Source organism: Streptomyces sp. DT2A-34, assembly GCF_030499515.1.
Taxonomy (GTDB): domain Bacteria; phylum Actinomycetota; class Actinomycetes; order Streptomycetales; family Streptomycetaceae; genus Streptomyces.
In genome coordinates this window covers 2,744,599-2,759,809 of the sequence record NZ_JASTWJ010000001.1, presented here as the reverse complement: position 1 = coordinate 2,759,809, position 15,211 = coordinate 2,744,599, and the positions used below count along the sequence as shown (strand labels likewise).

Sequence of the window (15,211 nt, the reverse complement as noted above, 5' to 3'; positions counted from 1 at the left end):
GGAACAGATCTTGTACGTCAGCACACGCACCGCGCTCGCCACCGCCCTCGTCGCCGCCACGGTGGCCCTCACGGGAACGTCGGCGAGCGCCGCGCCCCGAGTCCCGTCCACCGAGCGAATCACCGTGTCCGGTACGGGAGAACAGGGCACCGACTACTCCGCGGGCCCCTACCTGAGCGCGAACGGCCGCTACGCCGCGTTCTCCTCCTACGCGCCGAACCTCGTGCCCGGCGACACGAACGGCGTGGAGGACGGCTTCGTACGCGATCTGCGCACGGGCCGGGTGGAGCGGATCAGCGTCACGTCCGACGGCACCCAGGTCGACGGCGGCACCGAGCCCGTGGCCATCAGCGCCAACGGCCGGTATGTCGTGCTCGTCTCGACCGCCGACAACCTCACCGACTGGCCGGAGCCGAAGGAGTACTGGGCCAAGGACGTCTACGTCCACGACCGGGTCACCCACCGCACCGAGCGGGTCAGCACGACACCCACCGGCGCCTCCGCCTACGCGCACGGCGCCGCCGCGATCTCCGACGACGGCCGGTACGTCGCGTTCAACGCCCGGCCGAAGCAGATGGAGAGCGGCCAGACGGTCATCTACCCGGCCGTGTACGTCACCGACCGCCGCACCGGCATCGTCGAGCGGATCACCAACCGTGACCACCCGGACCGGGGCTCCTACCACCTGGACATGAGCGCGGACGGCCGGTACGTGGTCTACGAGCAGTTCGGCCCGCGCGGCGGGGGCGGCGCGATGCCGGCGCACGACCGCCGCACCGGCACCGAGGAACAGGTCGACGCCACCCCGCGGGGCACACCCGCCCAGCGCTACGGCCTGGACCCCTCGATCTCGGCGGACGGCCGCTACGTCGCCTTCACCTACCGGGGCGAGGACCTGCTCCCGGACGGCACCGCGTCCAACACCAGCACCTATGTGCGCGACCTGCGGACCGACACCACCCGCGGCATCGTCCACGACGGCACGGGCGACCCCGCGGTCATCGCCGGTCCCGAGATCAGCCGCAACGGCCGCTACGTCGCCTACGGATTCCGGGCCGCGCAGGGCCAGGACAACATCTACGTACGGGATCTGCGCACCGGCACGTCCAGCCTCGCCAGCGAGTCGGCCACCGGCGGCCCCGTCACCGACGACAACGTCTACGTCACCTCGTTCGGCGGCGGCGACAAGCTCCTCGGCCTCGGTTCCGGCTCCGCCCAACTGGTCCCCGGCGACACGAACGGCGTGACCGACGGCTTCCTGCGCCGCCTGCGTTGATCAACCCAGTGCTCGCATCCTGAGACGGACGGTGAGCGCGGGGGCGTCTTGTGCCAGACTGCCTCCGTGCTCTCGTTCGCCATGATTATTGGCAGCAGGCGCGCCGGTCCGCAGTGACCACCACGTACGACCAGGTACGGGTGGACACCGTCGTCCTCGACCCGCGCGCAGACCTCTCGCACCCGCGAGGGGTTTTTCTGTTTCCCGGCCCATCCGCAGCCGGGCGGAGAGCGTGAGGGACCATAGGTGGGGGCGGTGGAACCGGTCATTCCGGTAGACCGAGATCCAACACAGGAGCCTTACGACCATGACGGTAACCAGCGAACTCGACGACTCGTTCCACGTCTTCGACACCACCCTGCGCGACGGCGCCCAGCGGGAGGGCATCAACCTCACCGTCGCCGACAAGCTGGCCATCGCACGGCACCTGGACGACTTCGGCGTGGGCTTCATCGAGGGCGGCTGGCCCGGAGCCAACCCCCGGGACACCGAGTTCTTCGCGCGCGCCCAGCAGGAGATCGACTTCCAGCACGCCCAGCTGGTCGCCTTCGGCGCGACCCGCCGCGCGGGCGCCAAGGCGAGCGAGGACCCGCAGGTCAAGGCGCTGCTGGAGTCCGGCGCCCCGGTGATCACCCTGGTCGCGAAGTCCCACGACCGGCACGTCGAGCTCGCCCTGCGCACCACGTTCGACGAGAACCTGGAGATGGTCCGCGACACCGTGTCCTACCTGCGTGAGCAGGGCCGCCGCGTCTTCGTCGACTGCGAGCACTTCTTCGACGGCTACCGCGCCAACCCCGAATACGCGAAATCCGTCGTCCGTACGGCCTCGGAGGCCGGCGCCGACGTCGTCATCCTCTGCGACACCAACGGCGGCATGCTCCCCGCCCAGGTCCAGGCAGTCGTGTCGACCGTCCTGGCCGACACGGGCGCCCGCCTCGGCATCCACGCCCAGGACGACACCGGCTGCGCGGTCGCCAACACCCTCGCCGCGGTCGACGCGGGCGCGACCCACGTCCAGTGCACGGCCAACGGCTACGGCGAACGGGTCGGCAACGCCAACCTGTTCCCGGTCGTCGCGGCCCTGGAGCTGAAGTACGGCAAGAAGGTCCTCCCCGACGGCCACCTGCGCGAGATGACCCGTATCTCGCACGCCATCGCCGAGGTCGTCAACCTCACCCCCTCCACGCACCAGCCGTACGTCGGCGTCTCCGCCTTCGCGCACAAGGCCGGCCTGCACGCCTCCGCGATCAAGGTCGACCCGGACCTGTACCAGCACATCGACCCCGAGCAGGTCGGCAACACCATGCGGATGCTGGTCTCCGACATGGCGGGCCGCGCCTCGGTCGAGCTCAAGGGCAAGGAGCTCGGCATCGACCTCGGCGGCGACCGCGAGCTGGTCGGCCGGGTGGTCGAGCGGGTCAAGGAGCGCGAGCTCAAGGGCTACACGTACGAGGCGGCGGACGCGAGCTTCGAGCTTCTCCTCCGTGCCGAGGTCGAGGGCAAGCCCCTGAAGTACTTCGGCGTCGAGTCCTGGCGCGCGATCGTCGAGGACCGCCCCGACGGCACCCACGCCAACGAGGCCACGGTCAAGCTCTTCGCCAAGGGTGAGCGCATCGTCGCCACGGCGGAGGGCAACGGCCCGGTCAACGCCCTCGACCGCGCGCTCCGAGTCGCCCTGGAGAAGATCTACCCGCAGCTCGCCAAGCTGGACCTCGTCGACTACAAGGTCCGCATCCTGGAGGGCGTGCACGGCACCCAGTCCACGACCCGCGTCCTGATCTCCACGTCCGACGGGGCGGGGGAGTGGTCCACGGTCGGCGTCGCCGAGAACGTCATCGCGGCGTCCTGGCAGGCCCTGGAGGACGCGTACACGTACGGGCTGCTGCGGGCCGGGGTGACGCCGGCCGAGTAGACGTACCGGTTGCCCGCCGTCGGCGTGGGCCGGGGGTGGGTCGCGCGGCCCGGCGCTACGGGGTGCCGCTGCGCCCACCCCTGCCGCCCCGGCGGCACGACTGCCCGCAGCTACGTCGGCATGGCGGCCCGTGCCGGCGCGGGCCCCTACCCCCCACACACACGCAGGCGCTACGCGCGCCCCCGCACAGGCCGCCGCAGGCATCCAAGCCGCACCCCCACCTCACCCGCAGGGACCGTCGAAGACGGCTTTCCCGGACACACCAAGGTTTCGCGTCGCGCGTTCACTTGCTGAAGCAACAACCCCCCAGTTTTGGCCAGGAGTTGACCGTGTCCCGGTCCTGACGTGAAGTCTTGACGCCAACCCGCACCACCAGTTGACTCACGGCGTGAGCCAAGTCATGTGTTGACTCCGAGAGTCGAGGGACGTTCCATGCGACGAACCGCCCTGCTCGCCTCCGCCGCACTCCTCACCACCCTGCTCCCGCTCACCGCCGCCCCCGCATCCGGCGCCGACGACCCCACCCCCATCCCCGTCGACCGCTTCGAGGGCGAGGTGCCCTTCGCGAGCCCGCCCGCCGAGGGCGTCTTCACCTGGGGCGGCGACAACGACGACCCACCGACTCTGCGACTGACCGCCCGCGCCGACGCGCCCGAGGGCGAGAAGGTCCTCGCCGGCACGTACGACATCAGCGGCTACGGCGGCTTCACCCACGGCTTCGCCTTCGCCGAACCCGCCCGCGACTGGTCCGCCCACAAGGGCATCCGCCTGTGGTGGGACGGCCAGGACAACGGCAAGAAGATCGCCTTCGAGCTCAGGGACGGCGGCGCCAACGGCGAGGCCTCCGAGCTGTGGACGACCTCCTTCACCGACGACTTCACCGGCTGGAAACAGATCGAGCTGCCGTTCACCGACTTCACCTATCGCACCGACTACCAGCCCGTCGGCGGCATCGACCACATCCTCGGCCTCACCCAGACCTGGGGGTACGCCGTCACCCTCCCGGTCGGCGTCAGGGGTCGATTCGCCATGGACGGCTTGGAGTTGTACGGCAAGGCCGACCAGTCCCTGAAGGCCTCGGTCCTGACGGACTCCGCCGTCCACCCCACCGACGAGGGCGACACGGCAACCGCGAAGCTCACCGTCGCCACCACCGGCTCCACCCCCCTCGACGAACCCGTCACCGTCACCTACGAGACCACCGGCGGCACCGCCGACCCCGGCAGGGACTACACCCCGGTCACCGGAACCGTCACCTTCCCGGCCGGCACGGCCTCCGGCACCACCCGCGAGATCCGCGTCCCCACCCTCGAGGACCGGTCCGCCGAGCCCGCCGAGACGATCCCCTTGAAGCTGACCGTCACCGGCGCCAAGCCCCCGGCCGAGACCCCGCGGATCGTCGTCGACGCGCACGGACTGCCGTATCTCGACAGTAAGTTGCCGGTGCGCAAGCGCGTCGCCGACCTCGTCTCACGCCTCTCCCTTCAGGAGAAGGCCGGCCAGATGACCCAGGCCGAGCGCGGCGCGCTCACCGCGTCCGGTGACATCGCCACGTACGCCCTAGGCTCGCTCCTGTCCGGCGGCGGCTCCACGCCGACGCCCAACACCGCCGAGGCCTGGGCGAAGATGATCGACGGCTTCCAGCTCCGGGCGCAGGCGACCCGCTTCCAGATCCCGCTGATCTACGGCGTCGACGCCGTGCACGGCCACAACAACCTGGTCGGGGCGACGATCATGCCGCACAACATCGGAATCGGCGCCTCCCGGGATCCGGGGCTGGCGTACCGGGCGGGCGCGGTGACGGCCGCCGAGACGCGGGCCACCGGCGTCCCCTGGGACTTCGCGCCCTGCCTGTGCGTGACGCGGGACGACCGGTGGGGACGGGCGTACGAGTCCTTCGGCGAGGACCCGGCCCTGGTCGACGCCATGGAGACCGTCATCCAGGGCCTCCAGGGCAGCCCCGACGGACGCGACCTGGACCGCGGCGACAAGGTCCTCGCCACCGCCAAGCACTTCGTCGCCGACGGCGGCACCGAGTACGGCTCCTCCACCACCGGCACGTACACCATCGACCAGGGCGTCACCAAGATCAGCCGGCAACAGCTGGAGGCGGTCCACCTCGCGCCCTACGCAACGGCCGTCGACCGCGGCGTCGGCACGGTCATGCCCTCGTACTCCTCCCTCGACCTCGTCGGCGACGGCAAGGGGCCGGTGAAGATGCACGCCCGCGCCGACGTGATCAACGGCGTCCTCAAGGACCGTATGGGCTTCGACGGCTTCGTGATCAGCGACTGGCAGGCCATCGACCAGATCCCCGGCGACTACGCCTCCGACGTCCGTACGTCGGTCAACGCGGGCCTCGACATGATCATGGTGCCGTACGCGTACAAGGACTTCCACGCGACCCTGATCGACGAGGTGCGGGCGGGCCGGATCGGCGAGAAGCGGATCGACGACGCCGTATCCCGCGTCCTCACGCAGAAGTTCCGCCTCGGGCTCTTCGAGAAGCCGTACGCCGACACCGGCGGGGCCGCGCGGATCGGTTCCGCAGCGCACCGGGCCGTGGCACGACAGGCGGCCGCGCAGTCGCAGGTGCTGCTGAAGAACACGAACGGGCTCCTGCCCCTGAAGAAGTCGCAGAAGGTCTACGTCGCCGGATCCAACGCCGACGACATCGGCAACCAGAGCGGCGGCTGGACGATCACCTGGCAGGGCTCGTCCGGGGACATCACGCCCGGTACGACGATCCTGGAGGCGATGCGGAAGAACTCCGCGCGGCTGACGTACTCCAAGGACGCCTCGACCCCGACGGGTGGCCATGACGTCGGTGTGGTCGTCGTCGGCGAGACCCCGTACGCCGAGGGCGTCGGTGACGTCGGCAACGGCCACGACCTTCGGCTGAGCCCCGCCGACCAGGCGGCCGTCGACAAGGTGTGCGGCGCGATGAAGTGCGCGGTGCTGATCGTGTCCGGGCGCCCGCAGTTGATCGACGACGAGAGCCTCGCCGGGATCGACGCGCTGGTCGCCTCCTGGCTGCCCGGCACCGAGGGCGACGGCGTGGCCGACGTCCTCTACGGCAAGCGGCCCTTCACCGGGCAGCTGCCCGTCACCTGGCCGAAGAGCGAGGCGCAGCCGCCGATCAACGTCGGGGACACCTCGTACGACCCGAGGTTCCCCTACGGCTGGGGCCTGACCACGCTGACCAAGGTGCCGGGCGGCGGCGCCGCGACGCTGCGGGCACTCGGCATCGCGGCCACGGCCGCCGAGCGGGCCGGGGCCGAAGAGGCAGGCCGCGCGCTGGTCACCAAGGCCCGGCTGATCGTCCAGCACAGGGCGGCCGGCACGGGGATCACCGAGGCGATGGCCAGGCCCTTCGCCGAGGCCGACCATCTGCTGTTGACGGGCCGGTACGGGGCGGCGGTGGAGAGGCTGACGGCGGCGTACAGAGCGGCCTGAGCCGTACAGGGCATCTCTTCCGGTGGGCAGGTCCGTGCCGGGAGAGATGCCCGTTCTCGTGCCCCATCGGGTAGCGTCGAAGTATGAGGACTCCGCTGTTCCGGGGCCTCATGCGCGCAGCTGTGGTGCCGGTCGCCGCGACGTTCGCGGTGCTCCTGGCCGGTGCCCCCGGCGCGCACGCGGCCACGGACCTCTCAACCGTCGCCGAGGAACTGCGCGAGGGCCCCGTCTACGTCGCCCCCGCCGCCTCGGACCAACTGTCGTCGGCTGACGCCGAAGCGCTCGCCGACAAGATCAAGGACGCCGACAAACCCGTCTTCGTCGTCGTTCTCCCGGCCGACCAGCCGACGCAGAACCTCCTCCTGAACCTCCGTACCGAGACCGGTGTCACGGGCCTGTACGGCGTCCGCGTCGATGATCGCTTCGACGCGGCGGCCGACTCCTCGGTCCTGTCCCGGCAAGGCGTGGACAACCTGGTCACGTCGGTGCGGGGCGCCGGTGACCCCAAGGCCCAGCTGAACGACTTCGTCGACGCGGCGCTGCGCAACGTGCGCGGCACGGCGCCCGCCAGTTGGAGCGACGGCGGGGGCGGCGGTGGCGTGGACGTCGGCGGGCTGGTCGCCGCCGGCGCGGTACTGGCGGCGGGCGGCGCGGGCGCGTACGCGCTGGTCCGGCGCAACCGGCGGCGCCACGAGGAGGAGCAGCGGGCGGCGCTGGAGAAGCTGCGGGTCGTGGTCGACGAGGACATCACGGCCTTCGGCGAGGAACTCGACCGTCTGGACTTCCACCCGGCCGAGCCCCGTGCCGACGACGCGATGCGCGCGGACTACGAACGCGCGCTGGACTCCTACGAGCAGGCAAAACGGCTCATGGACGGGGCCCGCAAACCGGAGGACGTCAAGGCGGTCACCCAAGCCCTGGCGGACGGCCGCTTCTCCCTCACCCAGCTGGCCGCCCGCCGGGAGCACCGGCCCCTTCCGGAACGCCGGCCACCCTGCTTCTTCGACCCACGCCATGGCCCGGCGGTGGCCGACGAGACCTGGACCCCACCCGGCGGCAGCGCCCGCGAGGTCCCGGTCTGCGCGGCCGACCGCAGCCGCCTCGCCGAAGGCCGCGACCCCATGGTCCGCGAGGTGGACACGGACTACGGCCGCCGCCCGTACTGGGAGGCCGGCCCCGCCTACGGCCCCTGGGCCGGCGGCTACTTCGGCGGCGGCATCCTCCCCGGCCTCCTCATCGGCACGATGCTCGGCAGCATGATGGCCATGCCGGCCTACGCGGCCGACTACGGCGCCGGGTACGGCTACGGCGGCGGGGGTTACGAGGGCGGCGACGTGTCCGGGGCGGACTTCGATGCCGGGGACTACGGGGGCGGGTTCGACGGCGGAGGAGGCTTCGGCGGAGGGGACTTCGGTGGGGGCGGCTTCGACGGGGGAGGTTTCTAGCCGTAGGCGTGGAACGCCACACGGGCCCGGCGTCCGAGGACGCCGGGCCCGCAGTACTCAAAAATCAGAGGCACTGGCAGGTCAGAGACCGGCCGCCGCCGAGGCGATCGCGGAGGCGAAGGTCGAGACCTCGGTGTAGACGCCGGGGGCGTTCGGGCGGGCGCAGCCTATGCCCCAGCTGACGATGCCGACCTGGATCCACGCGTTGCTCGCGTCCCGGCGGAACATCGGGCCGCCGGAGTCGCCCTGGCAGGTGTCGACACCGCCCGAGGCGTAGCCGGCGCAGATCTCCTCGTTCGCGATGAGGCCGCTGTAGCCGCTGTAGGAACGACAGGTGGCGTCGCTGACGAACGGCACGTTGGCCTTGAGCATGTAGCGCTGCTGGGAGCCGCCCTCGGTGGCCGCGCCCCAGCCGGCGACGGTGAAGGTGCCGGTGTTGTACTGCGTGGTGGTGGCGATCTTCAGCGTCGGCAGGTTGATGGGCTGGGCGAGCTTGATGAGCGCCCAGTCCTTGCCGTTGCCGTTGTAGCCGGGGGCCCGGTACACGTACGTGGAGCGGACCTGGACCCGGCCGCTGGTGGACTGCAGGTCCACGACACCGGCGGTGGCGGTGATGCTCGTGTTCGCACCGGTCCCGCTCACACAGTGCGCGGCGGTGAGCACGATCTGCTGGGTGTAGAGCGCGCCGCCACAGCCCATGGAGAGCCGGACCATGAACGGGAACTCGCCCTGCGTGGCACGGGTTCCGCCGACGACGCGCGAATCGGCCGCGTTCGCGGCCGAGACGGGCTGAAGACTGACGATCGCGAGAGCGGCGGCGCCGAGGACCGCGCATCTCTTGAGCGCGGTGAGGAGCTTCTTCAACGTGATGCCTTCCGTGGGGGGTTGGACATACGAACGTGGAGAGCGCTGGGACGTCAGGGGCATGGCAGGAAGAGAGACGGTGATGGGTGCGGCCCTCGGTCTGTCATGCGCTAGTCAATTCTGTTGCTGGATTATGTGGATTCTGTGAGCGCACGGGCAAGGGGCAAATTCCGGCCAGACCCCTTCAGGACACGGGCGGGTCGAGGACGGCGGTGCGCAGACCGGCGCGAACCCGAGCCCGAGCCGCCACAGGGCACCGGCGTCGACATGGACCGTGATCCACGCACGCCGGTGCCCGTCCGCGCCTGGGCCGCACCCCGTCCGGAACCGGGCCGCGGCGCGGCGGTCATGCCGACGACGACGCCTGGCTACGACGCCCGGCCGTGCCCTGATGACACCGCCGGGCCAGACCTGCCACAGCCACCGCCACCCCCGCCGCCACCAGCGACAGCGCCACCAGCGCAGCGCTGACCCACAGGGGTGACCGGTACCCGAGCCCGGCCCCGATGGCCGTACCGCCGAGCCACGGCCCCAGCGCGGCGCCCACGTTGAACGCGGCCGTCGCGAAGCCGGCGCCCAGCGTGGGCGCGCCGGGAGCCGCGTACAGCACCTGGGAGATGAGCGTGGATCCGACACCGAAGGACAGGGCACCCTGCACGAAGACGAGCCCGAGCGCCACGGCCGGCGTCCCGGCGCCGAGCGCGAAGGAACCCCACCCGAGGCACAGGGCACTCCCGCCCCCGATCACCACCACCCCGGGCCACCGATCGGCGAACCGCCCCCCGACGCCGACCCCCGCGAACGCCCCCGCACCGAACAGCGCGAGCACGACGGGCACCCATCCGCGCTCCAGCCCCGTCACCTTCGTGACCAGGGGCGCGAGATAGGTGAAGGTGCAGAAGGTGGCGGCGTTCACGAGGGCACCGAGGAGCAGCGTGACCTGGAGCCGAGGGCTGCGCAGCGACCGCAGTTCACCGCGCAGGGCAGGCCGCGCGGAGTCGGCGGAACCACCCGGCACGGACCGCACGACGGCCACCACGGCAGGCACGGACACCAGCGCCACCGCCCAGAACGCCGCACGCCACCCCCAGAGCTGACCGAGCACCGCCCCGGCGGGCACCCCCACCACGCAGGCGAGCGTGACTCCGCCGAGCAGGGTGGACGTGGCCCGGCCCTTGGCATCCGGCTCGACCATGTGGACGGCCGCGACGAGGGCGACAGCCAAGAACCCCGCATTGGCGAGCGCACCGACGACGCGGGTGCCGAGGAGTACCCCAAAGCTCTCGGTCACGGCCCCGACGACATGGACGGCGAGAAAGACGCCCAGAAACCCCAACAGCGCACCCCGCCTGGACCACCGCCGGGCGAGCCCGGCCATCAGGGGCGCCCCGACAACCATCCCCACGGCGAAGGCCGAGCCGAGCGCACCGGCAGCCGGGACGGAGACCCTCAGATCCCGGGCGATGTCCGGCAACAGCCCGGACAGCATGAACTCGGACGTCCCCTGCGCGAACACGGCAACGCCCAGCAGATAAAGAGCGAACGGCATGAAGAAACTCCGCAACCCGAAGTCGACGTCGAAAACGGCACGTTGAACGGCCGTCCGGCAGCGGAGTGAGCCCTGAAACGGAGTGAGCTGATCAGCCCGGCATCACAAGCAGCCACCGGAGAGCCGGTGGCCGGAGTCTGGAGGCTTCGGGGCTGGACACAGGCGCAGACTAAGCGGACCCGGCCGAGCGGGTCCACCCGTTTTCAGCGGACGCCGAGCGCAGCGACGACATGCTGCTCCGCTTGCCTGGAGCGCCCCACGAGCGACATCACTCACCCCCTCACCGTCCTGCAGGGCTGCGGACTTGTACGCAGAGAGGTGGACGCCTTCCGCAGGAACCGGAGCGTGTACCGAGTCGGCGAACCCCTGATCGCCTTCGATCACGCCATTTCACGGCCCAAGCTTCCGTTGTTGGACCGAGGCATGGCGGAACAGGTCTGGGAAAGCTCCCTGCCGCGATTCCTCTCGGCTGTCGTCGGCCCGCACTTTGAGCAGATCTGCCGCGAATGGGTGGCCCATTTCGCGGCTCCCGAGACATTCGGGGGCATGCCGATCGATGTCTCGTACGGGACCGTTCCTGATCAGGCGCTGCGCACCGGCTACGAGATCGATGTCGTCGTACGCGGAGCCGTGGACCAGGACAATGGGGTCCTGCTCTCGCTGGGCGAGGCCAAGTGGGATCAGGTCATGGGCACGGGGCATCTGGAACGGCTGCGCCATGCGCAGGCGCTGCTCGCGGGTCGCGGGGTCGATGTGTCGGCTGTGCGGCCGGCCTGCTAGAGCGGTGCTGGGTTCACCGACGAACTGCGCAGCGCGGGGGAGAGGGGCGAAGTGGTGCTGGTGGACTTGCGGCGGCTCTACGAGGGTGGGTGATGAGGTGGGCGCGGGGCGGGCCCCCTCATAGGACAGAAGCTGACCTATACCTGACCTACCGTCTCCCCATGACCACCCCCGACGGCACAGACCCCGTCGCCTTCGAATCCACCACCGCCCTCGACACCTGGCTGACCACCCACCCCGCCCCTCACCCCGGCCTCTGGATCAAGGTCGCCAAGAAGGGCTCGGGCATCCCCTCGGTCACCGCCGCCGAGGTCAACGACGTGGCGCTCTGCCACGGCTGGATCACCGGTCAGCGCAGGAGTCTCGACGCCGCGTACTTCCTGCAGAGGATCACCCCGCGACGGCCGGGCAGCCTCTGGTCGATGGTCAATGTGCGGCGCGTCGAGGAGCTGACGGCCGCCGGCCGCATGCGCCCGGCCGGCCTCGCGGAGGTGGACGCCGCGAAGGCGGACGGGCGGTGGGCGGCGGCGTACGAGTCGCAGAAGCACGCCACCGTCCCCGAGGACCTCGCGGCCGCACTGGAGCGGAGCCCCCGGGCCAAGGCCGCCTTCGACGGGCTCGGCAGGACGGATCAGTACCTCGTCATGCTCGGGGTGCTCCAGGCCCGGACCCCTGGGGCCAGGGCGGCTCAAGTGGGCGCGGCGATTGCGCAGTTGGAGGCGGGGGCCGAGATCTAGATCCAGCCCCGCCCAGGGTCACGCGTTCCTGATCGCCGAAATATCGAAGTTCAGCTTGATCTTGTCCGAGACCAGCACCCCGCCCGTCTCCAGCGCGGCGTTCCAGGTCAGCCCCCACTCCGAGCGCAGGATCTCCGCCTTGCCCTCGAAGCCGACGCGCTCGTTGCCGAAGGGGTCCTTCGCGGCGCCGTTGAACTCGAGGTCGATGGTGAGCGGTTTGGTGGTGCCGAGGATCGTCAGGTCGCCGGTGATGCGGTAGTCGTCGCCGCCGAGGGCCTGCGCCGAGGTCGAGCGGAAGGTCATCGTCGGGAACTCGTCCGTCTTGAAGAAGTCCGCGCTCTTGAGGTGCCCGTCGCGGTCCGCGGAGCCGGTGTCGATGCTCTCCATCTTGACGTCGATGGAGGCCGTGGACGCGGACGGGTCGCTGCCGTCCAGGTGCAGCGAGCCGCTGAAGTCGAGGAACTTGCCCTTGATGTTGGTGACCATGGCGTGGCGGACGGTGAAGCCGATCGTGGAGTGGGCCGTGTCGATCGTGTAGTCGCCGGTGAGGGCGGACAGGTCGGAGCTCACCATGACGTACTCCTTCGCGAGATGTTGAATCTTTAACTACATCAACGCGACCGACCCTAGGTCTATTCCGTTCGGGATTCAACATCATCCGCCAGGTGTTGGCGTGATTACTCTGAGGTGGTAGATGCCCAGGGCATGAATCCACAGCGAAGAGCCTCCATGGGACCCACCCGTCGAGCCGTGTTACTCGCGGCGGCGCTCCTGACCACGACCACGACCGCAGCCACGGCCACGACCGCTCCCGCCGCCGACGCCGACCCCTACGAAGCCCTCCGCCTGCGCTGGCTCGGCATCGCGCTCGGCGCCGACTACGACCCGACGGCCGAGCCGTACGCCTCCCGCCTCGCCGAAACCGGCACCCTCGCCCGCGGCTTCCAGGCCACCATGGCCCCCACCCCCACCTCCCTCTGGCCCGGCCACCCCTACGACCCGCCCGCCGGCATCACCCAGAGCTACGGCCGCCTGTGGGCCATGACCCAGGCCTACGTCCAGCCCGGCACCGGCTCCACCACCGACCCGGCCCTCCTCGCCGACGTCCTGCGCGGCCTCGACCATCTCTCCGCCACCATCTACAACCCCTCCACCACCCGCTACGGCAACTGGTGGGAATGGCAGATCGGCAGCCCCCGCCTGCTGACGGACATCACGGCCGCCCTGTACGGCCACCTCGGCGACGCCCGTATCGCCGACGCCTGCGCAGCCGTCGACCACTTCATCCCGGACTCGATGCTCACCGACTACTCCGGCACCTCCACCGGCGCCAACCGCGTCGACCTGTGCCGCGGCGTCGCCCTGCGCGGCATCCTCGGCCGGGCCCCGGCGAAGATCGCGCTCGCCCGTGACGGGCTCTCCCCGGTCTTCCCCTACGTCACGAAGGGCGACGGCCTCTACGCCGACGGCTCCTTCATCCAGCACACCTGGGTCGCCTACTCCGGCACCTACGGCCAGGTCCTCCTCGACGGCCTCGGCCGCCTCTTCGCCCTGCTCGCCGGATCCGAGTGGGAGGTGACCGACCCGAACAGGCAGATCGTCCTGGACAGCGTCGAGCGCGCCTTCGCCCCGCTCATCCACGACGGGCTGATGATGGACAGCGTCAACGGCCGTGCCATCAGCCGGGGTTACCTCAAGAGCGACGACCGGCACGTGATGCGCAGCGACCACTTCCACGGCCAGGGCGTCATCGCCGCCATGACCCTGCTCGCGGGCGGCGCGAGTGCCGTGGAACGCGAGCGCTGGCACGGCCGTATCAAGGGATGGATCGAACGGGACACCGTCACACCGGTCTTGACGGCGCGCCAGTTCGGGGTCGCCGACCTCGCCCGACTGCACGCCGTCGCCGCGTCGCCGGTCCCCGCCGCTCCCGAGCCCACCGGCCACCACCTCTTCGCCGCCATGGACCGGGCCGTCCACCGCCGCCCCGGCTTCGTCGCGAACATCGCCATGGCCGGCGACCGCATCGCCCACTACGAGTGCGGCAACGGCGAGAACCCGCGCGGCTGGCACACCGGCGCCGGGATGCTCTCCTGGTGGGCGGAGGGTCTGGGTGACCAGTACACCGACTGGTATTGGCCGACCGTCGACTGGTACCGGCTCCCGGGTACGACCGTCTCCACGCTCCGCCTCCCCGACAAGGCCGGCGGTGAGTGGGGCGAGCCCAAGCCCGACGTGCGGTGGGTCGGCGGCACGACCGACGGCGAGTACGCGGCGATCGGGCAGCATCTGAAGGGCCTGGGGTCGACGCTCGAAGCCCGCAAGTCATGGTTCTGCGTCGAGGACGCCGTGATCTGCCTCGGGGCCGGGATCACCTGCGCCGACGGCGTGCCCGTCGAGACCGTCGTCGACAACCGCAACCTGGGGGAGGGCGGCACCCAGGCCTTCGTACGCGGCCCGGGCTGGGCGCATCTGGAGGGCCACGGCGGCTGGGTGGTGCCGTACGGCGATCTGCGCGCCCTGCGCGAGGACCGCACCGGTGCCTGGGCCGACATCAACACCACCAGTACGACCGAGCGCCGCACCCGCCGCTGGCAGACCCTCTGGCTGGACCACGGCACGGACCCGACGGACGCGACATACGTCTACGTGCTCATGCCGGGCGCCGGCCGGCATGAGGTGGCGGCGCGGGCCGCACAGGGCGCCCGTCGGCTGTCGGTCCTCGCCAACGACCGCGCGCGCCAGGCGGTGCACGTGCCCTCCCTGGGCCTGACGGCCGTCAACTTCTGGCAGCCGGGCACGACCGGCCCGCTCACCGCCTCCGCCGGCGCGAGTGTGCTGCTCCGCCGCGGCGGCCGTACCGCTACGCTCTGCGTGAGCGAGCCGCCGCGCACCGGCGAGCCGCTGGAGATCACCTGGGAGCACCCCGTACGCCGCGTCCTGCGGGCGGACGACTCGGTCGAGATCCTGGCGACGGGCCGCCGACTGCGGGTCCGTGTCACTCCGGGGATGGTATGCGCGACCCACCGATGTGAGGTGGCTCTCGGCTGACGACTTTGTGCGACCCCCACAACGCGGACGCCCTCTGAGCAGTCGGAAGGGCTGCATGCAGTGATGGTTCTGTTCAGGGGTACCAGGAAAACGCTCCGGAGACTGTACGGAGTCAACGGCTCGCTTTCCTTCGTGTCCTTC

10 protein-coding genes are annotated in these 15,211 nt (G+C 70.9%); 7 read left to right on the top strand and 3 right to left on the bottom strand.

Annotated features, from left to right (window positions below; all coding sequences use genetic code 11):
* Positions 1–10: 10 nt before the first annotated feature.
* The 4 genes from QQM39_RS11930 (at position 11) to QQM39_RS11915 (ending at position 8,089) form a co-directional block, all read left to right on the top strand.
* Complete coding sequence (locus tag QQM39_RS11930; RefSeq protein ID WP_301996665.1) at positions 11–1,276, top strand: hypothetical protein; 1,266 nt, start codon at positions 11–13, stop codon at positions 1,274–1,276.
* A gap of 307 nt (positions 1,277–1,583) precedes the next feature.
* Positions 1,584–3,188, top strand: a complete 1,605-nt coding sequence (gene cimA, locus QQM39_RS11925) for a citramalate synthase (protein ID WP_301996664.1) — start codon at positions 1,584–1,586, stop codon at positions 3,186–3,188.
* A gap of 432 nt (positions 3,189–3,620) precedes the next feature.
* Positions 3,621–6,644, top strand: a complete 3,024-nt coding sequence (locus tag QQM39_RS11920; RefSeq protein WP_301996663.1) for a glycoside hydrolase family 3 N-terminal domain-containing protein — start codon at positions 3,621–3,623, stop codon at positions 6,642–6,644.
* 83 nt (positions 6,645–6,727) lie between these two features.
* A complete protein-coding gene (locus QQM39_RS11915; RefSeq protein WP_301996662.1) occupies positions 6,728–8,089 on the top strand; it encodes a hypothetical protein in 1,362 nt (453 codons plus the stop codon).
* An 81-nt stretch (positions 8,090–8,170) separates the two neighbouring features.
* Here QQM39_RS11915 and QQM39_RS11910 read toward each other — a convergent pair whose 3' ends face one another.
* Entirely contained in the window at positions 8,171–8,953 is a 783-nt protein-coding gene (locus QQM39_RS11910) for a trypsin-like serine protease (RefSeq protein WP_301996661.1), read from the bottom strand.
* 346 nt (positions 8,954–9,299) lie between these two features.
* The gene (locus QQM39_RS11905; RefSeq protein ID WP_301996660.1) at positions 9,300–10,502 is read right to left on the bottom strand and encodes a Cmx/CmrA family chloramphenicol efflux MFS transporter; all 1,203 of its coding nucleotides are present in this window, start codon (positions 10,500–10,502) and stop codon (positions 9,300–9,302) included.
* A gap of 345 nt (positions 10,503–10,847) precedes the next feature.
* Here QQM39_RS11905 and QQM39_RS11900 point away from each other — a divergent pair, with 345 nt between their 5' ends.
* Positions 10,848–11,282: a hypothetical protein gene (locus QQM39_RS11900; protein WP_301996659.1), complete on the top strand. Its 435-nt coding sequence runs from the start codon at positions 10,848–10,850 to the stop codon at positions 11,280–11,282.
* A 161-nt stretch (positions 11,283–11,443) separates the two neighbouring features.
* Positions 11,444–12,019 carry a YdeI family protein gene (locus QQM39_RS11895; RefSeq protein ID WP_301996658.1) on the top strand — a complete coding sequence of 192 codons (576 nt, stop codon included), beginning with the start codon at positions 11,444–11,446 and terminating at the stop codon, positions 12,017–12,019.
* A gap of 18 nt (positions 12,020–12,037) precedes the next feature.
* Here QQM39_RS11895 and QQM39_RS11890 read toward each other — a convergent pair whose 3' ends face one another.
* A complete protein-coding gene (locus QQM39_RS11890) occupies positions 12,038–12,592 on the bottom strand; it encodes a YceI family protein (protein ID WP_301996657.1) in 555 nt (184 codons plus the stop codon).
* 156 nt (positions 12,593–12,748) lie between these two features.
* Here QQM39_RS11890 and QQM39_RS11885 point away from each other — a divergent pair, with 156 nt between their 5' ends.
* Positions 12,749–15,070 carry a polysaccharide lyase 8 family protein gene (locus QQM39_RS11885; RefSeq protein WP_301996656.1) on the top strand — a complete coding sequence of 774 codons (2,322 nt, stop codon included), beginning with the start codon at positions 12,749–12,751 and terminating at the stop codon, positions 15,068–15,070.
* Positions 15,071–15,211 lie beyond the last annotated feature (141 nt).